This window comes from Pseudoalteromonas sp. GW168-MNA-CIBAN-0100 (assembly GCF_040309225.1).
Classification (GTDB): Bacteria; Pseudomonadota; Gammaproteobacteria; order Enterobacterales; family Alteromonadaceae; genus Pseudoalteromonas; species Pseudoalteromonas arctica.
The window spans coordinates 33,895-48,627 of the sequence record NZ_JBEOOL010000002.1 but is presented as its reverse complement, the minus strand read 5'-3'; the positions used below and the strand labels follow the sequence as shown (position 1 = coordinate 48,627).

15 protein-coding genes are annotated in these 14,733 nt (G+C 38.0%); 9 read left to right on the top strand and 6 right to left on the bottom strand.

The annotated features are described in order from the left end of the window. Positions 1 to 2 precede the first annotated feature (2 nt). The 3 genes from AAEY62_RS01315 to AAEY62_RS01305 are packed head-to-tail and all read left to right on the top strand — an operon-like array spanning position 3 to position 4,290. On the top strand, positions 3 to 989 hold the full coding sequence (locus AAEY62_RS01315; protein ID WP_350634457.1) for a DUF58 domain-containing protein: 987 nt from the start codon (positions 3 to 5) through the stop codon (positions 987 to 989). Continuing rightward, positions 989 to 2,959 (top strand): transglutaminase TgpA family protein, encoded by a 1,971-nt coding sequence (locus AAEY62_RS01310; RefSeq protein ID WP_350634456.1) that lies wholly within the window; start codon positions 989 to 991, stop codon positions 2,957 to 2,959. Before AAEY62_RS01315 ends, AAEY62_RS01310 begins: the two co-directional genes overlap by 1 nt. An 8-nt stretch (positions 2,960 to 2,967) precedes the next feature. Beyond that, positions 2,968 to 4,290 (top strand): Na+/H+ antiporter family protein, encoded by a 1,323-nt coding sequence (locus AAEY62_RS01305; RefSeq protein WP_350634455.1) that lies wholly within the window; start codon positions 2,968 to 2,970, stop codon positions 4,288 to 4,290. 427 nt (positions 4,291 to 4,717) lie between these two features. On the opposite strand, the gene AAEY62_RS01300 is transcribed toward AAEY62_RS01305, so the two are convergent. The 3 genes from AAEY62_RS01300 to AAEY62_RS01290 are packed head-to-tail and all read right to left on the bottom strand — an operon-like array spanning position 4,718 to position 6,823. Continuing rightward, positions 4,718 to 5,149 (bottom strand): acyl-CoA thioesterase, encoded by a 432-nt coding sequence (locus AAEY62_RS01300; protein ID WP_007582749.1) that lies wholly within the window; start codon positions 5,147 to 5,149, stop codon positions 4,718 to 4,720. Between the two features lie 5 nt (positions 5,150 to 5,154). Next, a complete protein-coding gene (locus AAEY62_RS01295) occupies positions 5,155 to 5,973 on the bottom strand; it encodes a M23 family metallopeptidase (protein ID WP_350634454.1) in 819 nt (272 codons plus the stop codon). After that, a complete protein-coding gene (locus AAEY62_RS01290) occupies positions 5,966 to 6,823 on the bottom strand; it encodes a 6-carboxytetrahydropterin synthase (protein ID WP_007582754.1) in 858 nt (285 codons plus the stop codon). The genes AAEY62_RS01295 and AAEY62_RS01290 overlap by 8 nt, the downstream gene beginning before the upstream one ends. 203 nt (positions 6,824 to 7,026) lie before the next feature. On the opposite strand from AAEY62_RS01290, the gene fabA reads away from it, so the two are divergent. Beyond that, positions 7,027 to 7,542, top strand: coding sequence for a bifunctional 3-hydroxydecanoyl-ACP dehydratase/trans-2-decenoyl-ACP isomerase (gene fabA / locus AAEY62_RS01285; RefSeq protein WP_002960896.1), 516 nt, complete (start codon positions 7,027 to 7,029; stop codon positions 7,540 to 7,542). 67 nt (positions 7,543 to 7,609) lie between these two features. On the opposite strand, the gene rmf is transcribed toward fabA, so the two are convergent. After that, positions 7,610 to 7,780 carry a ribosome modulation factor gene (gene rmf / locus AAEY62_RS01280; RefSeq protein ID WP_002960897.1) on the bottom strand — a complete coding sequence of 57 codons (171 nt, stop codon included), beginning with the start codon at positions 7,778 to 7,780 and terminating at the stop codon, positions 7,610 to 7,612. 409 nt (positions 7,781 to 8,189) lie between these two features. Here rmf and acuR point away from each other — a divergent pair, with 409 nt between their 5' ends. The 3 genes from acuR (at position 8,190) to AAEY62_RS01265 (ending at position 10,356) form a co-directional block, all read left to right on the top strand. Further along, a complete protein-coding gene (gene acuR / locus AAEY62_RS01275; protein WP_024589313.1) occupies positions 8,190 to 8,825 on the top strand; it encodes an acrylate utilization transcriptional regulator AcuR in 636 nt (211 codons plus the stop codon). A 49-nt stretch (positions 8,826 to 8,874) separates the two neighbouring features. After that, the gene (acuI, locus tag AAEY62_RS01270) at positions 8,875 to 9,867 is read left to right on the top strand and encodes an acrylyl-CoA reductase (NADPH) (protein ID WP_024606893.1); all 993 of its coding nucleotides are present in this window, start codon (positions 8,875 to 8,877) and stop codon (positions 9,865 to 9,867) included. 72 nt (positions 9,868 to 9,939) lie between these two features. Then, entirely contained in the window at positions 9,940 to 10,356 is a 417-nt protein-coding gene (locus AAEY62_RS01265) for a VF530 family protein (RefSeq protein WP_007582761.1), read from the top strand. A gap of 102 nt (positions 10,357 to 10,458) precedes the next feature. Here AAEY62_RS01265 and AAEY62_RS01260 read toward each other — a convergent pair whose 3' ends face one another. Continuing rightward, on the bottom strand, positions 10,459 to 10,890 hold the full coding sequence (locus AAEY62_RS01260; RefSeq protein ID WP_024589315.1) for a DUF3859 domain-containing protein: 432 nt from the start codon (positions 10,888 to 10,890) through the stop codon (positions 10,459 to 10,461). 206 nt (positions 10,891 to 11,096) lie between these two features. Here AAEY62_RS01260 and AAEY62_RS01255 point away from each other — a divergent pair, with 206 nt between their 5' ends. Both AAEY62_RS01255 and AAEY62_RS01250 read left to right on the top strand, forming a co-directional pair. Beyond that, complete coding sequence (locus tag AAEY62_RS01255; RefSeq protein ID WP_350634453.1) at positions 11,097 to 12,104, top strand: YHYH protein; 1,008 nt, start codon at positions 11,097 to 11,099, stop codon at positions 12,102 to 12,104. A 13-nt stretch (positions 12,105 to 12,117) separates the two neighbouring features. Continuing rightward, positions 12,118 to 12,642: a hypothetical protein gene (locus AAEY62_RS01250; RefSeq protein WP_350634452.1), complete on the top strand. Its 525-nt coding sequence runs from the start codon at positions 12,118 to 12,120 to the stop codon at positions 12,640 to 12,642. Positions 12,643 to 12,754: 112 nt separating this feature from the next. On the opposite strand, the gene AAEY62_RS01245 is transcribed toward AAEY62_RS01250, so the two are convergent. Then, positions 12,755 to 14,572 (bottom strand): protein kinase domain-containing protein, encoded by a 1,818-nt coding sequence (locus AAEY62_RS01245; protein ID WP_350604100.1) that lies wholly within the window; start codon positions 14,570 to 14,572, stop codon positions 12,755 to 12,757. Positions 14,573 to 14,733 lie beyond the last annotated feature (161 nt).

The following is a 14,733-nucleotide window of genomic DNA, read 5'->3' as shown; positions in this document are numbered from 1 at the left end:
TTATGCCAAAAAAAATAGTTAAACGCCCTTCTTTATTTAAGTCATTTAAGCAAAGTGTATTTAATAAATTATTAAAAAATAAGCATTTAAAAAACTCAATTACACTTGAACACAGAACAATTTATGTATTGCCATCATCCCTTGGTTGGTACTTTGTAATTGTGGCTATTTTAAACTTTGTAATGGGCATTAATTATCAAAATAACTTAATTTTAATAATGTCTTATCTTATGTTTGTGGTGATGATTATTGCTGTATTAATGGGCTACAGTAACGCTAAAGGCTTAACGGTTAAATTTAAAGATGCATTTAACAGCTACGCACCTCAAAAACCGAGTATTGTATTTGAATTACAAAGCCCTTCTGTTACCCAATCTATTAATTTAACATATCAAGGTAATGAGCAAATTCACAAACATACCGACGAAGTTGATAGTAAGACTCAGTTACTTACACTCCACTTACCCTACAGCTCACGGGGTAAGTACTCAGTGCAACGTATTAAAATAGCGAGTAACTATCCCTTTGGTTTAATAACTGTTTGGAGCTACATTCAATTACAAACAGATGTTTTTGTATACCCGTCGCCTGAACAAGTTCACAGTGATACGCATGTTTCTATGCTTGATGAGCAAGCCGATAAAGGTATTTCTTCCCAATCTGGTAGCGAAGAGTTTGAGTCGTTAATCCCACACTTACCTGAGATGGGCTTGCAAAGAGTGTCGTGGAAGCATTACGCAAAAACACAGCAGTTGTTAGTTAAAGAGTTTGTAGACTTTAAAACAGCGAATGCGCTTCTCGATTTTACGTTGATGAATGGGGATACAGAACAACGTTTAAGCCAGTTATGCTTTTTATTGTGTGAAGCAACCGAAAAAAATACCCCTTTTATGTTAAAACTACCGAGTAAAACAATAAATACAAATACCGGACAGCAACATAAGCAGCAATGCTTAGAATTATTATGCTCATTTAATGGTGATGTGTAATGGACATACTTAAAAACGAAAAAGTAATAAATTATTCACTGTCTTTTATATATTCAAGTTTAATTGTATTTTTTGTATCACATTTACCGCTTGTTTTTGTTGGTGTACTTACACTCATTTGTGCATGGAACTTTTACATAACGCTGAGTAATAAACCAAAGCCAAATGCTTGGCTGGCAAATATACTCGCAGGTGTGTCACTAGGTTTAATGCTCTACACAGTAGGCATGTCGGATACGGTTATTTTATTTGTGGCCATGCTGCTACTTGCTAGTTTATTTAAGCTACTACAGGCTAAAACCAAAAAACACTATCATGTAATTACAACGCTTACGTTTTTTTCACTCTCATCGGTGTATTTATTTAACCAAAGTATTTTAACGACTTTAACTGTAAGTGGTTTATACATATTAAACTTTGCAGTACTTGGCCTACTCGAATCCAAACATAATTTAAAAATCGCCTCTAAGCAAAGTGGTAAATTGCTACTTTTAGCGCTTCCTTTAGCTATATTTTTACTGCTTTTTTTACCAAAAATGCCCGCCTTTTGGCAGCTTCCTGGGCCTAAACTTGCAAAAACAGGGCTTTCTGAACAAGTCGATCCATTCGATATTGCAAAGCTTTCAAATTCTGACGAGCTTGTGTTTAGAGCTAAATTTAATGAAGAAAAACCTGTAGCGCCTTATTATTGGCGAGCAATCGTTCATGATGAGTTTAATGGCAATGCGTGGCTTACGTCTGACTTTTTAAAATATAATAATCTAAAAACAAATACCCAGAGCGAAAATGATGAGCAACTTATTGCAAGCTACTCAGTTATTACAGAGCCTGCTACACAAAAATGGCTCTATGGTTTAGCGTATTCCAGTAGTAACTCACCAAATGTTGAAGGTAATTCGCTAGGTTTATTGCGTAAAAAAAGTCGCCAAGCTAAAAACTTACAATACGATGTAAATAGCTTTAACTTCACAGCTTTACCGCTTGGCGAATTTGAAGAAAAACGCTACAAATACCTCGCTTATAAAAAGAATGTAAAAACATCATCACTTGCTAAAAACTTAAAGCAAGATACACACTCTGACCGCGATTTTTACAATACCTTATTACAATACTTTGCAGGTACGGGATTTACTTACACGTTAACACCCACTCCTATGAGCGGCGATAACACCATTGATCAATTTTTATTTGATAACCAACGTGGCTTTTGTGGCCATTATGCAAGCGCCGCTGTGTACATATTTAGAACCGCAGGGATACCCGCTCGATTAGTAAGTGGTTATTTAGGCGGTGAATTAAACCAAGATAATAATACACTAACAGTTCGCCAGTACGACGCACATGCATGGGTAGAAGTATATTTACAAAACGAAGGTTGGGTTATTTTTGATGCAACCGTCGTTGTTGCACCTGAGCGTTTAAATGGCTCGCTTTCGCAAAACGAAGAGCTGAATGACGAATTTAAAAGTAATCTTGATTTTGGTTTAGTGAGTTTAAGTAATTTCCCCGCTATTAACTGGTTAAGGTTGGAACTTGAAAATCTCGATTATCAATGGTCTAGCTGGGTACTTGGTTTTGACGAAGAAAAACAAAATGATTTTTTAAAATCAATTTTTGGTAGTAAAAACATTTGGCTTGTACCATTAATGGTTTTACTAACAGCTGGTTTTTGTTTTGTCGGTTATTTTGTTTATTTAAACTTACCAAAACGCCCGGCTAAATTAGCGCCTATGGTTAAAGAGTTTTATGAAGTAAAAGCATGGGCGAAAAAACAAAAAATAAATACACCCGATAATTTAACACCGAGTCAGCAGTTACATTTTTTTGCTGACAAATCCCCTCGTTCTGCACAATCTATAAACACATTTCGTCAGTTATTTAACCAAGTACGCTATGGTAAAAAACCTTTTACGAAAGAGCGTAAAACTCAGGCTAAAGATCTGATAAAATTAATTAAAATTTCCAAATAGAGAATACTATGAATGCTGTTGTTATAGGCGTTATTTTAATGCTCGGGCTATCTCTGGCTCGCGTTAACGTCATTGTTGCCATGATCATAAGTGCTTTAGTTGCTGGTTTAACCGCAGGCTTGGGTATAAAAGAAAGTGTTGATGCATTTAATTCTGGCCTTTCTGCCGGAGCTGAAATTGCACTAAGTTATGCCATGCTCGGTGCATTTGCCGTTGCTATTTCTAAGTCGGGTTTAACACGCATTCTCGCTGATAAGTTACTTGCTAAAGTAAATGCTAAAGGCAGCGGGAATGAAACGTTTTTAAGTTACTTCATTTTATTAATTATTTTAGGTTGTGCGATTTCTTCGCAAAACTTAGTACCCGTACATATAGCGTTTATTCCTATTTTAATTCCACCGTTGCTCGTTGTTTTTAATCAGTTAGGGTTAGACAGGCGTGCTATAGCGTGTATTTTAACATTTGGATTAGCAACTTCTTACATGGTGCTGCCTTATGGTTTTGGGGGTATTTACTTATATTCTATTTTGCACAAAAACCTAGTTGATAACGGCCTAGACATTGTAAATACCCAAGTCCCTGTGGCGATGATAATTCCTGCATTAGGTATGTTTATTGGGTTACTTATTGCGGTATTTATTACCTACAAAAAACGCCGCGAATACACCGAGCTCCCATTAACTACTCAGAGTAAATCGGCTGAGGTAGAAAACCCTAAAAAAGTAATGATTGTAGGGCTATGTGCGGTACTTGCCTCACTTGTTGCACAAAACCTAAGTGGCTCAATGATTTTAGGCGGTTTAGTAGGTGTAATGATATTTAGTGTATTTGGTGTAGTTAAGTGGGAAGAAAACGGCGACGTATTTAGTAAAGGCGTTGCGATGATGGCGATGATTGGTTTTATTATGATATCGGCACAAGGCTTTGCATCAGTTATGCAGGCCACTGGCGACGTAGCGAGCTTAGTACACAGCACAGCCGCCCTTTTAGATGGTAATAAACCTTTGGCCGCCGGTGTTATTTTGTTAGTCGGGTTATTAATTACAATGGGAATTGGTAGTTCGTTTTCAACAGTGCCTATTATTGCAACTTTGTTTGTTCCTTTGTGTTTAGACCTCGGGTTTTCTGTTATGGCTACCGCTGCACTTGTTGGTACTGCGGGCGCTTTAGGTGATGCAGGCTCCCCTGCTTCAGACTCAACGCTTGGCCCAACGTCAGGTTTAAATGCAGATGGCCAGCACGACCATATTAGAGACTCTGTTATTCCAACGTTTATTCACTTTAACATTCCACTGCTGATATTTGGCTGGATTGCTGCAATGGTGCTTTAATACCAACCTGCATAAATCTTTGATCAATTTAACGAATTAAATTGCACTATAACGTCGTTAAAAGTTTTTTATTTAGAACAACTAAATATAAAAACTTTTGCCTAGTTCTAGCGTAATTTTCTTAACGTTAAATAGACCCCATATATAAGCAGATTGGTATAAGTAGTATTCATGTAAGTATTAAAAAATTTAATTAAAAGCTGAAGATAACCAAAAAGGTATGTTTAAAGCATGCCTTTTTGGTTCTAACAATTCTTATCCCTATCAATTTCCCCCCAGTTTGATTATTTTTTTAGTTAATATTAACTCTGTTGTTGAGGTTATATTTAATGAACATTTAGTATGATGTGTTCTTTCAGGGGTTTTATATAAGCACCAATTAAGGTGCTTATATAAATTTACTTTACCGCATATTTAAAGCTTTAAATTAATCAAAACCATAAATCATTTTGTCGCATACTACCGGAGTCGGTCTGTGGTTATCATCGACTGCAACAAACGTAAAGCTACCACTAATGGCAGAGTGCTTATCATCTCTGTGCATAGTTTCTAATAATATATCTACGTCAACTTTTAAGCTGGTGTTACCTACATGCACTACTTTAGCTATTAACTCTGCAAAAGTACCTGCTGGTATGGCTTCTTTAAAATCAACTCTATCGGAAGATATGGTAACCAAAGGTTTACGACAAAAACGAGTAGCTGCTATAAATGCCACTTCATCCATCCACGCCAGTGCATCACCACCAAATAAAGTATTGTGATGATTGGTACGCCCTGGAAACACAGTTTTAGTTACCGATGTGGTTGAGTCTTCAATACGCTGAGCAATTATTGCATCGCGATTTACGTCAGTCATAATCTCTACTTTTTGTTTGCTAATGTATCTTGCATTAGTAATGCAGGATCAAGGCGTTCGCCTTTCCAGTTAAAACGCCAATCTAGGTGAGGACCCGTTACACGCCCTGTTGCACCAATTTCAGCCACTTTGTTACCTTGCTTAATTTTGTCACCCACTTTTACATCAAGCTTACTTAAATGAATGTAAGTTGAGGTAATACCATGGCCATGATCAATAATTAATGTACCGCCTGAGTAGTATAAATCAGGTTCAGAAAATACCACGGTACCACTAATTGGCGCGTAAACAGGAGAACCTGTTTTATTAGCGATGTCTAAGCCAAAGTGCGGACGACGAGGCTCGCCATTAAAATAACGCTGGCTGCCATAAACACCCGATATACGCCCTTCTGCAGGCTTTAACACAGGGTCTAAAAAGTACAGTAAATCAGAGTCTACTTCTCTCGCTTTACGAACAGCAACTGCTTCGCGGCTTATACGTGCACTGACTTCTTTTGCCGGTGAAACATACTTCTTAGCCACGCCGGTAATTTTATCAATTTCATATTCACGCTTAGTTATGGCTAGCGGCTGAGAATGCGATTTACCCGTGTTATCTACCCATTTTAAAGTATGAGTCGTTTCAGCGTCACGCCCAAAACCAAATACAAAGTCACCATTTGGCGAAAGTTTTAAGCTTTTGCCATCTAAGCTTACTGATTTAGCGTTTTCTAGCTTTCCAGTAACTAAACCGCCTTGTGTTAAATGCCCTTTTAACTCAAGCGCCATAGCACTAAAGCTAGCAGAGGCAAAAAGCGCTGTTGCTAAAAGTGTTTTAAACATAGCTAATCGATCCTTTTCCAACCCCTTCATAAGCGGTTACTTTTACTGCTTTTTCTGGGTATTGGGCTTTAATTTGGCCAGCAACATGTTCAGCAATACATTCTACAGTGGTGTCTACTGGTAAAATGTCGCAACGAGATTCGCTAATCGCCATTTCAAAATAGCCTTGTGCCGATGTATAAGCAAAACATACATCACCCGCTTTGGCTGTTATGTGTTTTAAATCAGGTGCGTTAATTTGATCTTCACTGGTGGCTAAGTAAATATCTTCCCACTTTTGAGACCATTCTTTTTGCAAGCGCGGCATAGAGATGCCATCTAGGCTAATACCAATTTGAGAACGATGCCCATGAATAATACGTTGGCAATTACCGTCATGCTTTTTAAGGCCATGGCTGTAATGATAGTAAAAGCTTTGGCTGTGCTCAGGCTTAAGAGACAGCTCAATTTTTTCAATGTTATCTGGTAGCTTCGGTAAAATAGTCGCAATTAAAAATTCAGTAACCGATTCAACCGTTACTTCGTCTGCGTTAATCATGCAATAAGCTTGATGAGGAGCACTCATAGCTAAGTGGTTGTTTTCACCAAATGTACAGTCGAGTGTTTTATGCTCGTCAAATTCAGATACAGTGCCATTAAGGCCCGTAGGAATTGCTAATCGGTGATCAATACACTCATCTATAATGCCTTTAATTTGCTTTTTAACTAAACCAAAGTCTAAAACCATAGACTCTTCGTTAAGTTTACCGTGCAAAGTTAAATCAACAATCCAGCTCTCGCCAACGGCGCCGCGTTTGTTACATAAGTAAGAAAAATCAATCACAGTTAGTGAGTTAACAAAAAGGATCATAAACTTCCTTTAGACTGGTTATAAGACAGCGTTAATTATAATGATTTCTGATTGTAATTGCGCGGTTTTATAGTGCAAAAACCAATCGCGTTGATTGATTGATGATTTAATATGCAATATTTTGATTTTTTAACTGCTCCGAGTTGTTTAGCGTACAAGTGTACGCTAAAGTACTTGGCAATTTCTAAGCGAAGATAAGTGTTATGGAACCTAAAAATAGCTATACAAAAGAAGAGTTGATCCTGTGTGGTCAAGGTGAAATGTTTGGTGAAGGTAACTGCCGTTTACCAAGTGACAACATGTTAATGATGGATCGCATTACCTCTATTACTGCTGATGGCGGTATTCATGGTAAAGGCGAAATTGTTGCTGAGCTTGATATTGACCCTAGCCTTTGGTTTTTCGATTGTCATTTTAAAGGCGACCCAGTAATGCCAGGTTGTTTAGGCTTAGATGCTATGTGGCAACTAGTTGGGTTTTACTTAGGTTGGTCTGGTGGCCCTGGTCTTGGTCGTGCGCTAGGTGTGGGTGAAGTTAAATTTACTGGCCAAATTTTACCAACTAATAAAAAAGTAACTTACCGTCTTGTAATGAAACGCGTAATTAAACGTAAATTGTTTATGGGCGTTGCTGATGGCACTGTAGAAGTAGATGGCCGAGTAATCTACGAAGCAAAAGATTTAAAAGTGGGCTTATTCCAAGACACTAGTGCGTTTTAATTTTTAAATGCACAAACAAAAAGGCCTCCAATGTGGAGGCCTTTTTGCTTAAATTCGATTATTGATTTTAGGTTTTGTACATGTTGCGGTTTTCAATCGCTTCACGCCAACCTCCTAACCACTCTGATTTTGGATCTACTTGTTGATAAGGGCATAGCTCTTTTGAGCGACCTGCTAAACCTGCTTTAAAACCTTGAGAATGAGCTCTTTCTAAACGATCTCTTTTCTGTCTCTTCATCGGTAATATCCTCACCTTTTTATTTATATATTGTGTAGCATTAGTGAAATCTACATTTAATGAATAGTTAATAAAAATGTAAAATTCAAATTGTAAAAGCAATTAAATTGTTTGACTTTAACTAAGCTGCTGATGCAAAAATGAATTAACATTTAAAAAAGTAAGTGGTCATACAACATTTAATTTGACCGGTTCGTAAAAACAAATTGGCGATTTAATAATCGCTAAAAAGCACTTATGTGCTTTAATTGTGACCGACTAATATTGACTAAGTTCCAAACAAAAATGTAATCGTGACACTTTTATTTCATTAATTTTAAATTAGTATCCCGCCCCTAAATTTGAACTATTTTTAAACAATTTAAATTTATACTTGATTATTTAAAGTCGATCGGTCTAATATAAGTTCATGAACAAAAATACATCAACACCAATACGCCGTGGTCGCCCACCTAAAATAGCCAGAGAAAACGCCGATACAAAAGCGTTACTTATTCGCACGGGCCTAGAAACATTAACTGAGTTTGGCTTTAGCGCCACGGGGCTCGATACTATTTTAAAAAAAGCAGCTGTACCTAAAGGCTCTTTTTATCATTACTTTAAAAGTAAAGAAGCCTACGGTATTGCGTTAGTTGATGCATACGACAGTTATTTTATTGCCAAGCTTACCCATTACCTACAGCAAGAAGATGTTCCCCCACTTGAGCGAATCGTTAATTTTACCCAAAGCGCAATTAAAGGGATGAAAAAATACGATTACAAACGTGGCTGTTTAGTCGGTAACTTAAATCAAGAGCTTAACCATTTAAGTGAAGAGTTTAAAACCAGATTAATGCAAAGCTACACCGCTTGGCAAAACCATGTAGAGGTTTGCTTAAACCAAGCTAAGCAACAAGGCACTATTGCAAGCCATGTAAATACAAAATTGATGAGTGAGTACTTTTGGATAGGTTGGGAAGGTGCTGTTATGCGCGCCAAGCTCACAAAATCAAATACTCCACTTACTTTGTATACAGAAATGTTTTTACGCGCATTATTAACCTAATGTGTTTTTATTTACCAATTAAAAGACGATCGGTCTAAAAGGATATCCCATGAGTAACCCAATTAAAGCCATTGTTATTAATAAAGAAGATAATAACTATAGCGCTTCATTATCAACTATCGAACATAGTGATTTACCAAACGAAAACGTATCTATCGACGTGCTATACAGCACACTTAACTATAAAGATGGTTTAGCTATTACGGGTAAAGGCCCCGTTGTACGTAGTTTTCCTATGGTGCCAGGTATTGATTTAGTGGGTACGGTTACAAATTCCACCAGCGATGAATTTAAAAACGGCGATAACGTAATATTAAATGGCTTTGGTGTAGGCGAAAAACATTGGGGCGGACTTGCTCAAAAAGCGGCACTTAATAGCGATTGGCTAATCCCCTTGCCTGCAGGTATTTCACCAAAACAAGCAATGCAAATAGGCACTGCGGGTTATACCGCCATGCTAAGTGTTATAGCACTTCAAAAACAAGGTATTACGCCTGAATCTGGCGAGATACTTGTAACTGGTGCTAATGGTGGCGTAGGCAGCTTTGCTATTTATTTATTAAATCAACTTGGGTTTAATGTAACAGCAGCAACGGGCCGATTAGATCAAAGTGAGTACTTAATAGAGTTAGGCGCTAAACACGTAATTGACAGAAATGAGCTATCAAACCCAGGCAAGCCTCTGCAAAAAGAGCGCTTTGCAGGGGCAATAGACTCTGTAGGTAGCCATACACTGGCAAATATATGTGCATCATTAAAATATGGAGGTGTAGTAACCGCCTGTGGACTTGCACAAGGTATGGATTTACCAGGGTCTGTTGCGCCATTCATATTACGTGGCATATCGTTAATGGGGATTGATAGCGTAATGCGCCCTAAAGCCGACAGAATTGAAGCATGGGATCGTTTAGCTAAATTAGTAAGCGCTGATTATTTAGATAAAATTTCGACAGAAATATCACTCGAACACGTAATCGATAACGCAGAGCAACTTATGGAAGGTAAAATTCGTGGTCGTGTTGTAGTTAATTGCCAAAGTTAAGCTATTTACTCTGTTAAAGCCTCGTTATTAAATTTATAATGCAATTTGTATTTTAATAACGAGGCAACACCTATGAGCAACCAAGAACTTTTCAGTAATAACCCACTGCAAGGCGTAAAATTAGAACAAGTGGTTGAAGAGCTGGTTGAACAATACGGGTGGGAACTCCTACACGCTTATTTACAACTTAACTGCTTTAAAAATAATCCTGATGTTAAGTCTGCGGTTAAATTTTTACGTAAAACACAATGGGCACAAGAAAAAGTAGATAACTTTTACCTTTACCGCCTTAAAAACTTACCTAAGCCTGATGATGTTCAATACGAATTACCACCACGAGATCGTGTGATCCCAGCTGATCATAAACCGGGTGAGCCGTGTGAACTTAGTTTTGTTGATGCTAAACGTATTGTAGAGAAAAAAGAATCTAAGCAACGTGCTCGCGATCGTAAACAGCGTTCTAATTCTAGTAACCCTTGGGGTAACTAAAAACTTACTAATTTAAGGTTGAAGAGCTGTTTATAAATAGCTCTTCGACTATTTTCTCATTAACTTCAATTATTTCCGTGTTACATAGCCAATAAATAACAATTAATATCCTCGGTTTTTCCAAAAATCTGTTTCGGTGCGCTCTGCCTCTAATGCCACATTAAAAGTTTTATCAGCAATGATTTTTCCATTTAGTTCAATCGTCATACGCCAATCACCCAATTTATTTTCTATTGGCAACCAAAGCGTATCGCCTAAATAAAAGTTCCAATTACTGTTTTTAACGTATACATCGCCTTCAAAAGGGTCCATTACATCACCGTTACTACCTGGAATATCAGGATGGTAAATACAGTAATGAAGCTTTTCGCCTTTACCTTTTTTAATATTTACGATTAAGCCAAACTCAATATCTACCTCAGCTATTACATTTGTTGTAAATTGCTCTATTTGCGGCAACGTTTTACTTTCACTATCCCACTTTGAGTAAATGCCGTGGCTTTGAAGCGTTACTACAGGTTTTATTTTAGCCATTTAGGTAGCCTTTTATATTAGCTATTTTGGCATTAGTTTAACTTTTTGAAATTTTAAAATAAAACACATTCTCATAAAGTTAAATCTCAACTTAGCTTTAATACTCCGCCTATTTACATAATTGCTAATTTGTCATCATTGTTTACACACTATTTGCACAATTGCTGATTATTGTTTGAGTAACTTAATTGATCAGGTAGGCAGCAATGAAACAATACGCACTTAATAATAAAAATCGAAATAGGATAAATGCTTTAAAGCTCACTTCTCTTGCTTTAATTGTTTCATCGTTAGTTGCATGTGGAGGTGGAGAAGGCATAGCTGATAGCTCAGCAACTACAGAAAGCTCATCACAAACCACCACAGATAATGGCACAGGTACCAGCAGTTCAACCCAAAGTGTACTTTGTGAATATAGCTACAGTGAATATAACGAATCAGAGTCAGTACAAGCCACCAGCGCAGCAGATTGGTCATGCACAGGAACTACACGCGACTTAGTAGCTAATGGCATACCCGATCACGAAGTAGGCACATTCCCTAATGCTGATAACCCAAATACTATTTCTGAACAATCAGTAAATGAAAGCTACACACTTGAGCCTATAGAAACAACACAAGCAACCATGCTTGGTGGTCCTCGTGGAATGATAGGCGTTGTACTTAATGGCATTAAAATAGACGCTGGTACAGGCGGAAGTTGTGATGATTCTGGCACCGATTGCGATTTAGGCGACAACAGCGGCAACTGGAATATAGAAGCCCTAAGCCAAGACACGTTTAGTTTTGGAACAGACGACAACAATGCACATGTACAACCCGATGGCACATATCACTATCATGGTATGCCAGAAGGCTTTGTAGCAATGCGAGGTGGCAATAGCACCACTATGACTCTAATAGGCTGGGCAGCAGATTGCTTTCCTATATATGCACGTTACGGCTATTCAGACTCAAGTGATGCAACTTCAGCCCTAACCGCAATGACCGGTAGCTATCAACAGGTAACAACCGAAAGTGCAAACCGCCCTTCTACCGATATATACCCGTTAGGTACATTTGCACAAGATTGGGAATACGTAGCAGGCTCTGGTGATTTAGATGAATGTAATGGCCGCGTTGGTGTAACGCCTGAGTTTCCTGATGGGATATACCACTACTACGCAACAGACACTTACCCATTTTTTCAACGCTGCGTTAAAGGCGAAGTTTAGTTAGGAGTAAGTTATGCCTTATACAAAAAGAGGTCTACTGAGTATGACTACTTTGGGTTTGTTGATTATGCCAAATTTAGCAAACGCACATTTAATGGTTGCAGAGCACGGTACGCTGAATTTTGTTGATAATAACGTGTTTATTGTGCTTTCAATCCCTATGTCGGCTTTTAAAGGGGTTGATGAAAACAAGGATGGCAAAGTATCAATAGTTGAGTTCAATGCTCATAAAAAAAAAATAAGTAAGCGAGTTAAAAAGAACGTTTATTTAGCAGATCATCAGTATAAATTTACTATTGACGGACTTTTGCTAAACCCAGAAGCGTCGCATACACATAAAAGCGACAATATAGACCAAGTAACCATTACTGGTCGCTACTCTTTGCCCAGTAAATTAACCAAAGTTAACTTTAACGTTAAGCTATTTAGTAACAATGAGCACAAGCAGCATTATCAAATAACAGCGACTAATAAAACGCAAAAACTTACTCATCAATTTGAGCTAACACCAACGTCGCCCTTTAGTAAGGTGTTTTAATAATTAGTAATACTTACCTAATAATTAAGTAGCAAAGAGTACAAGTTAAACAAACTTGTGCTCTTTTTTATCTTTGTCTTTTCATTCAGTACTCTTTATTTAAGTGCTTTTTCTATAAAGGTACAAGCTTAGGATTTTTAGGAAAGTAATGCTCTTCTTGCTGCTCACATAAACTAAACTCACGGGTGTTTTTATATGGGAGTTTCATAAAGCCCGCAACACCAACGTCCGTAATATTTACCGCGTATTGCATTAGTTTATTTAGCAAACGTTTAAACTCAACCTCTTTACTCGAATCGAGTAAGCGGTAGTAATGGTGAATCTTCATTCTATCCGGCAGTGCTTCAAAAATAATACACCCTGTATGGTGAATTTGGTTAAGCTCAAATACGCACTTGATTACTTTTTTAGGGAGCTGTAGTTGTTCATCAGGATCTTTACCGTCTTCAAAGTATGAATGCGGGCGGGTTATGTCGTTTGCTTTCATACTGACTACTTCGTATTCAAGCTCTGGTAGGCTATCAAACTTAAATGCCCCCGTGCCATCTCGCTCTAGCTGAATGGTTTTACGGGCATCAAACAAACAACACTTAAATAACCCTTTTTGATTAATCGCTTGCGCAAGCATCACCGTGTTATTAATCGCATCACTAAACGCATCACCCAATGATTCGTCATGCATAATTAAAGACGATTCAACAAACATTGACTCATCCTTCCAATGAAAACTAAGCCCTCCTACTACAGGGTACTTAGCTAATCGGCTTATCGATGCTAAAAATGCTTTTTCGGTATCGCCTGTATCAAACAAAAACTCTTTATAATAACGGTCAAGTTGCGCGTCGTTTATATCTAGTAATTGCTGATTATGATCGGCTTGGCGTAAAAACTGTTTTCGTGAACTATATACAACCGTGTCGGGTTGCTCTGCCTTGCCATACCAAAAAGGGATATCTGCTTTTTTTTGTTTTTTATCAAATTCAGGTAAATACGCTTTAGCCATAGTTGTAATGTTACGCATAAAGTAATCACCGGCACCATCACGTTGTGCCTTACTTTTAGAGAGCATGCCATCAATCACTTTAGCCAGCTCTTTTGGGAGCCCTAAGCTGCTTGCAGGGATGGCTTGCGCACCAAAGCGACACGACTGCGCCGACGCTAGCGCATACAACGTGGCGGCTACACCTTGCTCGTCAAATCGTGGGGATGATTGCTCCCCCGACATTTGCGCTTCACCAATAAAGTACACATCGCCCATACGGGCATTCGTTGTGCTTAAATCGCCCGACATTAAATCCATAAAATTACTCGCAACAGGATTCCCATCACTATCGAGCTGTGCATACACAGAGCTGCCCCAATCCACTAACGAAAGCGCATCAGTGTTTGCATCCCAAACAAGGTTTGAAGGTTTTATATCGCCATGCACTATAGGTTGTGGGCTAACGCCATTTTTGTGGCTACGTAAATCAATTAATACATTACGTAACCTAACAGCTAGCGCCATTATTTGCGCGGCACTAAAGCGCCCTGTTTTAAGCGATACTTTTTCAAGGTCCTCTCCAATGGCGCGCGCCATCATTAAAATCCCTTGTCTTTTAATTCGCTCAAATGCATAAAAGGTAGGCACTAAGGGGTTATTAATTTGCGAAAGCATATACGCTTCGTCTTCTAGGCGATCACGTACACTTTGGGCAAGCGTAATACGCGAAAACTTAAATACCCAAGGTAAGCCATTATCGTCATCACCTGCAAACACAAAACCAAAAGCACCCGAGCCAATCATTTCAACGTTTTTGTAGCCCAGCAGTGTTAGCTGCTTGATACAAATATTAAGCCACTGGCGGTGTTTTTTAGCATCGCGGTGCGAAAGCAAATAAACAGATTGCTCTTCGTTGATATAAAAATTGCGGATTTCTTTGGCTTTCAATACAGGTACTCAAACTTATAAAACTAACCAATTATTAGTTTTATGTAATGAGATTACAATAGGTTAAATAAGAGTTTTGAAATCGTTGAATAAAACAGCGCTAAAGTAGCGCCAGAAAAGTAAATTTAAGTGTAAACGTTAAAGCTCAAAGTAAGCTTTTA